11 protein-coding genes are annotated in these 13,374 nt (G+C 66.7%); all 11 read left to right on the forward strand.

Annotated elements, in window-relative coordinates:
- Positions 1 to 12 precede the first annotated feature (12 nt).
- The 11 genes from VM621_RS10805 to VM621_RS10855 all read left to right on the forward strand — a co-directional run bounded on the left by VM621_RS10805 (position 13) and on the right by VM621_RS10855 (position 13,364).
- Complete coding sequence (locus tag VM621_RS10805; protein WP_325468962.1) at positions 13 to 1,233, forward strand: DUF3142 domain-containing protein; 1,221 nt, start codon at positions 13 to 15, stop codon at positions 1,231 to 1,233.
- Positions 1,230 to 3,548, forward strand: coding sequence for a hypothetical protein (locus VM621_RS10810; RefSeq protein WP_325468963.1), 2,319 nt, complete (start codon positions 1,230 to 1,232; stop codon positions 3,546 to 3,548). The genes VM621_RS10805 and VM621_RS10810 overlap by 4 nt, the downstream gene beginning before the upstream one ends.
- Before the next feature lie 256 nt (positions 3,549 to 3,804).
- Positions 3,805 to 4,839 carry a tRNA preQ1(34) S-adenosylmethionine ribosyltransferase-isomerase QueA gene (gene queA, locus VM621_RS10815; RefSeq protein ID WP_325468964.1) on the forward strand — a complete coding sequence of 345 codons (1,035 nt, stop codon included), beginning with the start codon at positions 3,805 to 3,807 and terminating at the stop codon, positions 4,837 to 4,839.
- Between the two features lie 582 nt (positions 4,840 to 5,421).
- Positions 5,422 to 5,739 carry an STAS domain-containing protein gene (locus VM621_RS10820; protein WP_325468965.1) on the forward strand — a complete coding sequence of 106 codons (318 nt, stop codon included), beginning with the start codon at positions 5,422 to 5,424 and terminating at the stop codon, positions 5,737 to 5,739.
- 10 nt (positions 5,740 to 5,749) lie between these two features.
- Positions 5,750 to 6,112 carry a response regulator gene (locus VM621_RS10825; protein WP_046968490.1) on the forward strand — a complete coding sequence of 121 codons (363 nt, stop codon included), beginning with the start codon at positions 5,750 to 5,752 and terminating at the stop codon, positions 6,110 to 6,112.
- A gap of 53 nt (positions 6,113 to 6,165) precedes the next feature.
- Positions 6,166 to 8,151, forward strand: coding sequence for a chemotaxis protein CheA (locus tag VM621_RS10830; RefSeq protein ID WP_325468966.1), 1,986 nt, complete (start codon positions 6,166 to 6,168; stop codon positions 8,149 to 8,151).
- A gap of 239 nt (positions 8,152 to 8,390) precedes the next feature.
- Positions 8,391 to 8,906, forward strand: a complete 516-nt coding sequence (locus VM621_RS10835; protein WP_325468967.1) for a chemotaxis protein CheW — start codon at positions 8,391 to 8,393, stop codon at positions 8,904 to 8,906.
- Positions 8,907 to 8,954: 48 nt separating this feature from the next.
- Entirely contained in the window at positions 8,955 to 10,670 is a 1,716-nt protein-coding gene (locus tag VM621_RS10840; protein WP_325468968.1) for a methyl-accepting chemotaxis protein, read from the forward strand.
- A 3-nt stretch (positions 10,671 to 10,673) separates the two neighbouring features.
- Entirely contained in the window at positions 10,674 to 11,549 is an 876-nt protein-coding gene (locus VM621_RS10845) for a protein-glutamate O-methyltransferase (RefSeq protein ID WP_325468969.1), read from the forward strand.
- On the forward strand, positions 11,546 to 12,205 hold the full coding sequence (gene cheD / locus VM621_RS10850; RefSeq protein WP_046968485.1) for a chemoreceptor glutamine deamidase CheD: 660 nt from the start codon (positions 11,546 to 11,548) through the stop codon (positions 12,203 to 12,205). Before VM621_RS10845 ends, cheD begins: the two co-directional genes overlap by 4 nt.
- A 58-nt stretch (positions 12,206 to 12,263) precedes the next feature.
- Positions 12,264 to 13,364, forward strand: coding sequence for a chemotaxis response regulator protein-glutamate methylesterase (locus tag VM621_RS10855; protein WP_325468970.1), 1,101 nt, complete (start codon positions 12,264 to 12,266; stop codon positions 13,362 to 13,364).
- Positions 13,365 to 13,374: the final 10 nt, after the last annotated feature.

The following is a 13,374-nucleotide window of genomic DNA, read 5'->3' on the forward strand; positions in this document are numbered from 1 at the left end:
GAAGCCATCGGAGTGGGCCACGTCTTGCGGAGTCTGGCGATCGTCGCGATCGCGGTGGTGCTTGTTACCGCTTGCGGTCGCGCGCCCGTGCCGCTGACGCACGACGCCTATGTCTGGCAGCGGCAGTGGACGCCGGCGCTTCGCGAGGCCGTCGCCAGCTCCAGCGACCTGGTTCGCGACTGGCGGGTGCTGGTCGCCCAAGCCGACCGCAATGGCGTGTTTCATCGTTTCGCGCCGGACCGGGAGGCGCTGGCTCGCAGCGGCCGTCCCGTCGTGCTGGTCGTACGTATCGACGGGCGACTGGCGAGCTTCGACGCCCAGGTGCTGGCCGACCGCATCGCCGCACTCACAGCCGGCTGGCCTTCCACGCAGCTGGCGGGTATCGAGATCGACTACGACTGCCCCACCTCGCGCTTGCCCGCGTATACGGCCTTCCTGGCCGCGCTGCGTCCTAGGCTAGGTACGCTGTCGCTCTCGATCACCGCCTTGCCGACATGGCTCGGCTCGCGCGACCTCGACCCGTTGCTGGCCCAGCCGGACGAATCCGTGCTGCAGGTGCATGCCGTGCAGGCGCCGCAAGCGGGGTTGTTCGATCCCGCGGTTGCCGATCGCTGGGTGGATGAGTTCGCCACGCATACCCGCAAGCCGTTTCGCGTGGCGCTGCCCACGTATGGCTCGCGCGTGAGCTGGAACGAGGACGGCAGCCTGCTCGCCGTGGAAAGCGAGCAAGCCGCCCTGGCGGCCGGTGCGACCTCGGCGGAACTGTATGCGGCGCCCGATGCCCTCATGGCGTTCGTGGCGCAGCTGTCGAAAGATCGCCCGCGCGGTCTCGTCGGCGTGGTGTGGTTCCGCCTGCCGACCGTGGACGATACGCGTGCGTGGAGTCTCGCCACCTGGCGGGGCGTCGTGACCGGCCACCTCGACACGCGCCCCCTCGTGATGACGTTGCAGCCCGGACCCTCCGCGGACGCGCCGTCCGATGTGATCCTCGAGAATGCCGGTGCGACCGATGTCGCGCCACCATCGCGCGTCGCGCTGCCCGCCTCTTGCGAACTGGCCGACGGCATCGATGGCTACCGTCTGCAACGTCACGACGCCCAGCTCGAACTGGTCGCCGAACGTGCCCGCCCGATCCCCGCGCACACGCGCCGTGCGATCGGTTGGGCCCGCTGCAAGCCAGGCACGCCGCTTACCCTTTCACCGACACCCGTACAAGGAATGCCCGTTTCATGATGATGCAGAAGACGCTTGCGATCGGGTTCGCGATCGCCGTGGTCGGTGCGGTCGCCTGGGCCTGCGGCCCCGACTTCCCGACGCAGATGCTGGACGATCGTGCCGCCACCCTGAAGGCCATTCCGCAGAATACGTTTGCCTTCGAGGCCCAACACCTGCTGCCGGCCAGCGACGGGTTGGTAGCGGTGGAGACGGGGCGTTTCGGTGAAGAGCCCAAGGCAAAACCCGATCTCACCAGCGGGCAGGTGGCGGATCCTCCCGCCGATGTGAGCGCCTATTTGGCGGGCGCAGCGGAGTGGACCCAGGCCACGCAGGACTGCCCGGATGCGCCGGCCAGTCAGTACGGCGAAACGCTGAGCAAGCCGCCGTGTGCCGAGTTCGATGCCGACGCCCTGGATAGCGCGCAGGCGAGTTTCGAGAAGGTGCTGGCCCTGCCGCCGGACCAGTCGACACGCCGCGGTGCCTGGGCGGCTTACATGCTCGGCGAGGTGCATGCGCTGCGGGCCGCGAAAGCGGCGGGCACGCCGGCCTTCGCGGCACAGCGTGACGCGGCGGCAAAGGCCTTCCAGCAAGTGCGCGCGCGTGTACTCGCCGGTGCTTCCGACGCACAGGGACTGGCGGTGGCCAGCTTCGGCGAAGAAGCGCGTCTGAGCCTGTACGCCGGTGCGAGGCCATGCGTCTGGGTCGATCTCTACAACGGCGATGACTGCGCTTCGTCGCTCTCGCCGGCGGACCTGAAACACGCCATTGCGCTGTATGCCGCTCAGGCCGGCCATGGCTCGAGCAACGCCGTGCAATCGCTGGCGTCGATCGCCAGCGCCGTGCTGTCTAACCAGGCGCAGGTCGATGCGCTGATCGACGGCCCGGTGTCGCAGCGGCTCCTGGTGACCTACGCCTTGAGCTGGGTGTCGCCGCAGACCACCGACGGCAAGCCCCAGCCGGTGCTTACCGCGCTGGTCGATGCGATCCAGAAGAACGGCATCGAGAAAGTCGGCGCGGCGGATCGTCTTGCCTCGCTCGCCTATGAGCTCGGTCGTTACGACGATGCCGAGAAGCTCGTCGCCAGGGCGGACGGCCCGCTGGCCAGCTGGGTGCGCGCGAAGCTGGCCCTGCGCAAGGGGGATCGTGAAGGCGCCGCCCGCGCGTATGCCGAGGCCGCCAAGGCCTTCCCCCGTGCCGACGACCCCAAGGCCGCCCTGGAGTCCGATAGCGTGCATCGGCTGATGGGCGAGCGCGGGGTGCTCGCGCTGGCGCGCGGCGAATATGTCGAGGCGATGACCCGCATGTACGAGGCGTCCACGGCCGTGGGCGGCGACGGCAACGTCTACGACGGCGAGCTGGAAGAGTCGGGTACCGGTTACGGTAACGACATGAACTATATCGCCGAGCGCGTGTTGACGGTCGACGAACTGAAGGCCTTCATCGACGCCCATGCACCCGCTTCGGCGGCACCGGCGGCAACACCCGATAAAGATCACCCGGCCGAGCCTCTGCCGCTCAACGATCGTCTTCGCTGGCTGCTGGCCCGACGCCTCATGCGTGCCGGCCGCTTCGACGACGCCCAGGCCTACTTCGCACCCGGCCTCGATATCCGATTCGGCGATGTGGACCTGCGTGCCAAGGCGAAGGAGTATGCGCGGGACATCCACGACGGCGACCACGCCTGGACCGACATCGGCAAGGCGGAAGCGCGCTACGCGGCGGCGAAGATCGCGCGTGAGAACGGTATGGAGTTGCTCGGCTTCGAGCAGGGGCCGGACTTTGGCGACAACGGCGGTGGCTACCAGGGCGGCAGCGGCCAGAGCATCGAGACGCTCAAGGGCGATCTGGTCACGGCGGGCGAGCGGCAACGTTTCAACGACAGCGCGGCCCAGCCGGATCGCCGCTTCCACTACCGCTATCTCGCTGCCGATCGAGCCGTTTCGGCGGCCGACCTGCTGCCGCCTCGCTCGCAGGCCTTTGCCGCCTCCCTGTGCATGGCGACCAGCTGGATGTTGCAGGGGCCGCCTGATTACAACGAGCCCAGCGATGGCGACACGACCAAGCCGCTGAACGAACGCCAGCGCCGCGCCCAGGCGTATTACGCCCGCTACGTCAAGCAGGGGCCGTACGTGGAATGGGCCGACAGCTTCGGCTGGAACTGCGAGGAACCCGATTTCGCCAGCGCCCGCAAGCTGAAGCGCGCGCAGCAGGTGAGGGCGGTCAAGCATGTCATCCGCAAATACCTCCCCGTCGAGATCGCGGTCTTCGTGCTGGCCATCGCCGGCCTCGTGTTCCTGGTCGTCCGCCGCCGCCGGCGAGCCGCTGCCGGGTAGGAACCGACGCACCGGCGACCTGTTAGAGCGGGATGCATCGGCACCCTGTGGGAGCCGGATGCATCGGAGACCTGTGGGAGCCGGCTATGCCGGCGATTCCGCGTTAGCGGGGCCGCTTTGGGCTAGCACGCATCGCCGCTGAAGCGGCTCCCACAGAAAGCCGAATGGATGCCAGCACCCCTCGGCCGGATGCTCTCAGCACCCCTCGGGCCGGGATGGGCGATAATGCCCAACCCGCCTCCTGAACCCCCCTCTCGTGAAGAAAGCCGACTTCGACTTCGATCTGCCCCCTGACCTGATCGCCCAGGCGCCGCTGGCCCGGCGTTCGGGGAGTCGGTTGCTCGTCGTGGACGTCGGCGCGCACACGAAGAAGGATCGGAAGTTCTACGAGTTGCCCGAGATGCTCCAGCCCGGCGACCTGCTGATCTTCAACGATACCCGGGTGCTTCCCGCACGCCTGTATGGCCGCAAGGAGTCCGGTGGCGCGGTCGAGATCCTGATCGAGCGGGTTACCGGCCCGCACGAGGCACGTGCCCAGTTGGGCGTGAGCAAGAAGCCGAAGGAAGGCGGCCGGATCGAGCTTGCCGACGGCAGCATGGTCACCGTGCTCGGTCGCGAAGGCGAGTTCTTCGTGCTGCGTTTCGAAAGCCAGGAGCCGCTCGAGCGTCTGCTGTCGCGCCTGGGCGAAATGCCCCTGCCGCCTTACATCGAGCGTGGCGCCGAGGAAGCCGACAACGAGCGCTACCAGACCGTCTTCGCGCGCGAGCCCGGCGCCGTCGCCGCGCCGACGGCGGGCCTCCACTTCGATGAAGAACTCCTGGCCAAGCTGCGGGCGCGCGGTGTCGAGATGGGTTACGTCACCCTGCATGTCGGCGCCGGCACGTTTCAGCCGATGCGCGCCGAGGATGTCCGCGATCACGTGATGCATCGCGAATGGCTCAACGTCGGCGCCGGCCTGGTGGAGAAGATCCGCGAGACGCGCGCCGCTGGCGGCCGCGTCGTCGCCGTCGGCACCACCGTCGTCCGCGCGCTGGAGAGCGCGACCGTCGAGGGCGTGTTGCGCCCCTTCGCGGGGGAGACCCAGATCTTCATCTTCCCCGGCTACAAGATCACCAGCGTCGATGCCCTGATCACCAACTTCCACCTTCCCCAGTCGACCCTGCTGATGCTGGTCTCGGCGCTGGCCGGCAAGGAAGCGATCCTCGAGGCGTATCGTTACGCGGTACTGCAGCGCTACCGTTTTTTCTCATACGGCGACGCGATGCTGATCGTTCCCGCGAAGGCCGGCTGAGGCTCGCACCACCCGTCTCCGCGACGTCTCGAAGGTAAACCCGATTGAAGTAGGCGTGGCCGGCGTCAGACTTGGTAGTGCGCATCGGTACGTCTTCTTTTCGATCTAGGGCAATCGCCTTGCTTCTCTGTGGTGGTTCTGCCGCCGTCGCTCTATTTGTTCCAGCGCTTATTAGCAGTCGTAGCGAGTTGGGCGAATGGCGCGGTCTTGGTGCCTTGTTCGTGTTGGGGGTACTTGTGAGCGCCGTCATCGGTCCGCGCGGCCGATAGATCGAATTGAACCGATATGCCGTTTCGGATCTAGTTTCCAGCAGATCGCGGATGCTTGACGCGCGATTTGCAAGGAACGCGGGGCATCATGCAATGGACTGCCGATAGGCACAGATTGACCATGACATCGGCACTGAACGGGCGGTAGGCTGTGCTGGGTGGCGCAAGTCTCGACGATAAGTCGTCTACCGGACCGCCTCGATTCTTCTGTCCGGCTCAAGGCTACCCCCTAAAGCTTTCCCCCCCAAGGCCGATAAGACCATCGAACGAACCCCCGGGCGACACGCGCCCAGGGCCGAACCGGTATCGGACGATGGCGAAGAAATCCTCCAAAGACGCAATGCGGGCGCCCCTGGCGCTCGAGCCGGACCTGCGTATCGCCGCGGCCCCGGCCTTGCGCGATACCCTGCTCAAGGCGCTTGCCGCCGGCGACCCCGTCGAACTCGACGGTGCCGCGGTGGCCCAGGTGGATACGGCGGCCCTGCAGCTGCTCGCGGCGTTTTCCCGCGATGCACGTGCGGCCGGGCTTCCCGTGACCTGGACCGGTGCCAGCGACAGCCTTCAGCGCGGCGTGGCCGTGCTGGGCCTCAACTCATTGATTGAACTGCCGGCTCGCGCCGGCGTGAACTGAAGGTGCTTCGATGGCTAAGATTCTTGCGGTAGACGACTCGGCTTCCATGCGCAGCATGGTGGCTTTCACCCTTCGCGGCGCCGGTCACGATGTCGAAGAGGCCGACAACGGCCAGGCGGCACTCGATTCCGCGGCCGTGCACAAGTTCGACCTGATCCTGGCCGACGTGAACATGCCGGTGATGGACGGCATCACGATGGTTCGCGAGATCCGCACCCGTGCGGACTACCGCGGCATCCCCATCCTCATGCTCACCACCGAGTCGAACCCGGAAAAGAAGATGGAAGGCAAGGCGGCCGGCGCGACGGGCTGGCTGGTCAAGCCGTTCGATCCGGACCAACTGCTGGCTACGGTCAACCGCGTCCTCGGCTGATCCCAGCCGCGTCTGTTTCTACCTCAGTGTTCCGGTAATTCCAGGGTCTCCCCATGTCCAAAGTCGATCTGGCGCAATTCCACAAGGCGTTCTACGAGGAGAGCCTCGATGGCCTCGACGCCATGGAGCAGGCCCTGCTCGCCCTGGACGAGGGTGCCGAGGATCCGGAACTGATCAACGTGGTGTTCCGCGCCGCCCATTCGATCAAGGGCGGTGCGGCCACCTTCGGTTTCACCGACGTCGCCGCCTTCACCCACGTCGCCGAGAACCTGATGGACGAGGTCCGTAGCGGCCGCCGTCCCATGGAAAAGGCCGTGGTGGAGCTGCTGCTGCGCTCGGGCGACACCGTGCGCGACATGCTTTCCCTGTCGATGACCGGCCAGCCGGCGGCCACCGCGGAAAGCCAGGCCCTGCTGGCCGAACTGTCGGCGATGGTGTCCGGCGGCACGGCAGCGCCGGTCGCGGCGGCCAAGGCCGCGGCGCCCGCCGAGGCGATCGAAGGCTGGGATATCGCCTTCCGTCCCTTCGACTATCTTTTGAAGTCCGGTAACGACCCGGCACGCATGTTCCGCGAACTCGAAGCCCTCGGCCCGCTCGCGGTCAGCTGCGATGCCAGCAAACTTCCCGCGCTTGCCGACATGGACGCCGAATCGTCCTACCTCGGCTGGACGCTCCGTCTCGACGCCGGCGCCAAGCGGGCGGCGGTCGAAGGCGTGTTCGACTGGGTCGACGGCGATTGCGACCTGACCGTGACGCCGCGCATCGCCGCGCCCGCGCCCGCGCCGGTCGCCGAGGTCGCTATGGCGGCTCCGGTGGCCGCCGCCGGTCCGCGCGCCGTGCGCGATCCCGCCGCCAACAGCGAGTCGAGCTCGGTCCGCGTCGGTATCGAGAAGATCGACACCCTGATCAACCTGGTCGGCGAGCTGGTCATCACCCAGTCGATGCTCAGCCAGTTCAACGACGGTGTGGATGCGTCGCAGCTGGAAATGCTCCGCCATGGCCTGGCCCAGCTTGGCCGCCACACGCGCGAGCTGCAGGAAAGCGTCATGAGCATCCGCATGCTGCCGATCAGCACGGTGTTCAACCGATTCCCGCGCCTGGTCCGCGACCTGGCGCAGAAGCTCGACAAGAAGGTCGTGCTCGACATGCGCGGCGAGACCACCGAGCTCGACAAGACGGTGCTGGAGAAGATCGGCGATCCGCTGGTCCATCTGGTCCGCAATGCGATCGATCACGGCCTGGAAATGCCGGACAAGCGCCTCGCCGCAGGCAAGAGCGATACCGGCACGCTGCGCCTGGAAGCCTTCCATCGCGGTGGCAGCATCGTCGTGGAAGTGGCCGACAACGGCGCCGGCCTCAATCGCGACGCCATCGTGGCCAAGGCCATCCAGCGCGGCATCATCGCCACGGGCGAGGGTATGTCCGACGAGGCCGTGGCCGACCTGATCTTCGAGGCCGGCTTCTCCACCGCCGCGGCCACCACGGATCTCTCCGGCCGTGGCGTGGGCATGGACGTGGTCCGCCGCAACGTCATGGACCTGGGCGGCACGGTCGCCATCCGCAGCGTGCAGGGCAGCGGCACCACGTTCACCATCACCTTGCCGCTGACGCTGGCCATCATCGACGGCCTCACTGCCGCGGTGGGCGACGAAATCTACATCGTGCCGCTCGTGTCCATCATCGAGTCGGTGCAGGTCAAGCCGGACACTGTTCGCAGCGTGGCCGGCGGCGGTGAGCTGTTCCGCTTCCGCGACCACTGGCTGCCGATCGTCCGCCTGTTCGACGTCTTCGGGTGTGCCGGGCAGCGCCGGGCGGTGGACGAGGGCATCGTCATCGTTGTGGAAGGCGAGGGCACGCGCATCGGCTTGTTCGTCGACGAGCTGATCGGCCAGCAGCAGGCCGTCGTGAAGTCGCTCGAAGCCAACTACCGTCGGGTCGCCGGCATCTCCGGCGCGACCATCCTGGCCGACGGCTCGGTGGCGCTGATCGCCGATGTGACCGGCCTGGTCCGCCTGCAGGCCCGCCGCAAGGCCGCCTGACGCAGACGGCCCCGCCGTTCTGGGGGTCCCCGCTCTATGTGGGAGCCGATTCATCGGCGATTCCCCGCTGGCCAGGAACTGGGGAGGTTGCTGCAAGCACCCTATCGCCGCGGAAGCGGCTCCCACAGGGATAAATCCCCACTCCGGGTACGCAATTTTCCCTCAAGAACCCACCGCGACGGCCGATACCCCAAGGGAAGGGGTCCCGAACCGCCGATCCGATCCGCCGTGGGAACGACATGAACCAGCAAGCCAGCTCCGCCACCGCCACGCCTGAAGAGGCCGCGCAGTACCTCACCGTGAACCTCGGCAACGAGGAATACGGTGTCGATATCCTCGCCGTCCGCGAGATCCGCGGCTGGACGCCGGTTACCCGCATTCCGCAGGCCCCCGGCTACGTGCTCGGCGTGCTCAACCTGCGCGGCGCCATCGTGCCGGTGCTGGACCTGCGCCTGCGTTTCGGCCTGGCCCGCGAGGAATACACCGCCACCACCGTCACGGTCATCGTGATGGTCAACGGCCGCCAGTTCGGCATCGTGGTCGATGCCGTCTCCGACGTGGTCGAAGTCGCCCCGGGCGAGGTCCGCCCGGTACCCGACATGGGTACCACCGTCGATACCGAATACCTGAAGGGACTCACGTCCGTCGCCGAGCGCATGGTTCTCCTGCTCGACGTCGACCGCCTGCTTCAGCCGCAGGACGCGCAGATGCTGGAAGCCGCCTTGGCCTCCACGGATGTCAAAGCCGTCGCCTGAGCGTAACGCCTGGTTAGTCCTTGCCGCACTTTGCCGATTGGAACCGTGATGAAGAAGTTCAAGTTCAAAGTACCCGCCCTGACCGTTCGCGGCCGCCTCTACGGCGTGCTCGGCCTGCTCACCCTCATGCTTCTGGGTGGCGCCGCCGTCGGCCTGGGTGCGATGCACTTCCAGAACGAAGGCATGCGCCAGATCTACGAGGAGGAGCTCGCTCCCACGGAGACCCTGAGCCGCGTGAACACCGACTCGCTGATGTCGTTCGTGGTTCTCGGTGAAGCGGCCAGCAAGGTCAGCAACAAGGACGCGGTGAAGCAGAAGGTCGCCGAGTTCCAGAAGTACCAGGACGAGATGAACAAGCTGAAGGCCGACTTCGTCAAGGTGCCGATGTCCGCCGACGTCAAGAAGCTTTACGACAAGTGGCAGTCGACCAACGCCGATTACGACCAGGCCAAGTCGGACATGGTCGACGCGCTCAACCAGGGGGACGAAGGCTCCAGCGACGTGCTCGAACTGCAGGTTCGCCCGTTGCTGATGGACCGCCAGACCCAGCTCGGCAAGCTCATCGAAGCCAAGCGTAACGAAGCCGCGGCGATCTACGCCAAGGAAAGCTCGCAGTATCAGCTGATCCGCTCGCTCAGCATCGGTTCGCTGGCTGTCGGCCTCTTCATCTGCCTGCTGATCGGCGTCCTGGTCGTCCGCTCGATCATCCGCACGCTCTCGCACACCGTATATGTCGCGCACCAGATTGCCGAGGGCAAGCTCGGCCACGATATCCAGGTCACGCGTTCGGACGAACTCGGCCAGTTGCAGGAAGCGTTCCGCGCCATGGACGAGCGCCTCAGCGCCATCGTCAGCGAAGTGCGCCACGGTTCGGGTTCGGTCAGCACGGCGGCGCAGCAGATCTCGCGCGGCAACGACGATCTCTCGCAGCGCACGCAGGAACAGGCGTCCAGCCTGGAAGAAACCGCCTCGTCGATGGAGGAAATGACCTCCACCGTGAAGCAGAACGCCGAGAATGCCAGCCACGCGAACCAGCTGGCCCGCGGTGCGCGCGAGCAGGCCGAGCGCGGTGGCGACGTGGTCGCACAGACGGTCGTCGCCATGCGCGAGATCAACAGCTCCAGCAAGAAGATTTCCGACATCGTCAGTCTCATCGACGAAATCGCTTTCCAGACCAACCTGCTCGCGCTCAACGCGGCAGTGGAAGCGGCGCGTGCCGGTGAGCAGGGTCGCGGCTTCGCCGTGGTCGCCACCGAGGTGCGCAACCTGGCCCAGCGTTCGGCCGGCGCGGCGAAGGAAATCAAGGGCCTGATCAACGACAGCGCGAGCAAGGTCAAGGCCGGTTCCGAGCTGGTCGACCAGTCGGGCAAGGCTCTCGCCGAGATCGTCGACAGCGTGAAGAAGGTGACCGATATCGTCGCCGAGATCGCTGCCGCCAGTTCCGAACAGTCGGCCGGTATCGACCAGGTCAACCACGCCGTGCTGCAGATGGACGAGATGACCCAGCAGAACGCCGCCTTGGTCGAGGAGTCCGCCGCGGCCGCCCGGGCCATGCACGAGCAGGCCAACGAGCTCAGCCGCCAGGTCTCGTTCTTCCAGATCACCGGCCAGGCGTCCAGCGCACCGGCCGCCAAGGCGCCGCGCAAGGATCCCGCCCGCGAAGAGATGGAAACCGTGTTCGCCGCCGTGCGCAGCACCCCGACACCGCGCGCCCCGCGTCCGGTCGAGACCTCGGCCGACGCCGGTGTGTGGAAGGAGTTCTGATCGATGAATGCGCTCGTCAACAACGCCGATCCCGTCGGGCTGGCGAGCGCGACCGGACCGAATCTCGGCGAGAAGGAATTCGCCTTCCTGCGTGAGTTCGTGTTGCAGCAGTGCGGCATCTCGCTGGGCGACCACAAGCGGCAGCTGGTCCAGGGCCGCTTGCTACGCCGCCTGCGTGCGCTGAACCTGCCGGGCTTCGAGGCGTACTGCGATCTGCTACGCCGCGATCCCGACGCGGAGCTGGGCGAGCTGGCCAGCTGCATCAGCACCAACGTCACCTCGTTCTTCCGCGAGATGCACCATTACGACATGCTCGTCGACGAGCTTCTGCCGCGCTGGCTGGCGGAGAAGCGCGGCGGTGGTCGGCTGCGTATCTGGTCGGCGGGCTGCTCCACCGGCGAAGAACCGTACGCGATCGCGATGGTGCTGGCCGAGGCGATCGAGCGCACCGGTATCCAGATCGACGCGAAGATCCTCGCCACCGACCTCTCGCCCCAGGCGCTCGAGGCGGCGCGCAAGGGGGTCTATCCGGTCGATCGTCTGGGCGGTGTGAGCGACGCGCGGCGCAAGCGCTGGTTCCTGCGCGGCGAAGGCTCCTTCGACGGCTATGTCCAGGTGCATCCGCGCCTGCGCGAACTGGTCGCCATCCAGCCGTTGAACCTGCTGCACGAGTGGCCGATGCAAGGCAAGTTCGATGCGATCTTCTGTCGTAATGTCGTCATCTATTTCGACAAGCCGACCAAGCAGCGCCTGTTCTCCCGTTACGCCGGCATGCTGGAAAGCCTCGGCTACCTGTTCCTGGGGCACTCGGAGTCCATGTACGGACTGTCCGAGGACTTCGATCTGATCGGCCGAACGGTCTACCGGAAACGCACATGAGCGACACGTTCGTCGCGCAGCCGAGGACATTCATCGGCTTCGATCCGAAAAGCGTGCTGCCCGGGTTCGAGCACGTCCGCCGCTTCTGGGATCCCGCCCAGGAAGTGGTCACGGTCAAGATCCTTCCGGGCGAGTACTACGTGAGCACCCAGGAAGAGATGATCTCGACCGTGCTCGGTTCCTGCGTTTCGGCTTGTGTGCGCGACGCGCGCCGGCGCATCGGTGGCATGAACCATTTCATGCTGCCGGAGCCCGCGGGCGAGCGCGACAGCTGGACCTCGACGGTCGGCCGCGCGGCGCGCTATGGCAACGATGCGATGGAACAGCTGATCAACGCGATCCTCAAGGCCGGTGGCCGTCGCGACGATCTGGAAGTGAAGATTTTCGGGGGTGGGCGCGTGCTGGCGACGATGACCGACATCGGCCAGCGCAACATCACCTTCGTCCAGCGCTACATAGCCACGGAGAACCTGAAGCTCTGCGCGGCGGACGTGGGTGACATCTACCCGCGCCAGGTGCAGTTCTTTCCGGTCAGCGGCAAGGTGCGCGTGCGCCAGTTGCGCGCCACGCACGACAACAATCTGGCCGATCGCGAGAAACGATACCTCAAGCGATTGGCCGACGATCCGATAAAGGGAGAGGTGGAACTGTTCTGACGCCCGTCGTCAGCGGTACCGCCTCATCAATTTCGCTGTAACCGAGTTGCAAGCGCCCATGCAGAAAGTACGCGTCCTCATCGTCGACGATTCGGCCCTGGTCCGAAAGGTGCTGACGACCATGCTCGAGTCCGATCCGGGCATCGAAGTGGTCGGCACGGCCGCGGATCCGCTGATCGCCCGCGATAAGATCAAGCTGCTCAATCCCGATGTCCTCACGCTGGATGTCGAGATGCCGCGCATGGACGGCCTGACCTTCCTCGACAACCTGATGCGCCTGCGTCCGATGCCGGTGGTGATGGTCTCGACGCTGACCGAGCGGGGCGCCGACGTGACCCTGCGCGCACTCGAGCTGGGCGCGGTGGATTTCTTCACCAAGCCGCCCGCCGATCTCGCCAACACCTTTATGGACCACGCGCCGGAGATCTGCGCGAAGGTACGCCTTGCCGCCGGCGCCAAGCCGCGCGAGCGCGCCTCGGTGAGCAAACTGGACGTCGCTCCGCGCCTCTCCGCCGACGCCGTGCTGCCGCGCGCCCAGACAGCCGGTACGCGCGGTGGCACCCGCATCATCGCCATCGGTGCCTCCACCGGCGGCACCGAGGCGATCCGCGTGGTGCTCGAGGCGATGCCGCCCACCGCGCCGCCGATCGTCATCACCCAGCACATTCCCGCGGCTTTCAGCGGTCCGTTCGCCGCGCGCATGGATTCCTGTTCCGCCATGCGTGTCATGGAAGCCCGCGACGGCCAGCCCATCCAGGCCGGACACGCCTATATCGCCCCTGGCAGCCAGCACCTGCTGGTGATGTGGGACGGCGCGAAGCACGTCTGCCGTCTGCACGACGGGCCGCCGGTGAACCGCCACAAGCCCGCTGTCGACGTCCTGTTCCGTTCCATGGTCGCCAGTGTCGGCGCCGCGGCCATCGGCGTGCTGCTCACCGGCATGGGCGACGACGGAGCCCGCGGCCTGGGCGAACTGAAGGAAATCGGTGCGCCTACCCTGGTCCAGGATGAAGCCAGTTCGGTGGTCTGGGGCATGCCCGGCGCTGCCTGGAAAGCCGGCGCCGCCGACGAAATGCTTCCGCTCGATGCGATCGCCGCGCGGTTACTCGCGCTCGCCCATACACCCGTTTCCGCCGTCGCCTCGCGCGTCGGCACCTGATAGCGAGACG

It is taken from the genome of Luteibacter sp. (assembly GCF_035539195.1).
GTDB lineage: Bacteria > Pseudomonadota > Gammaproteobacteria > Xanthomonadales > Rhodanobacteraceae > Luteibacter.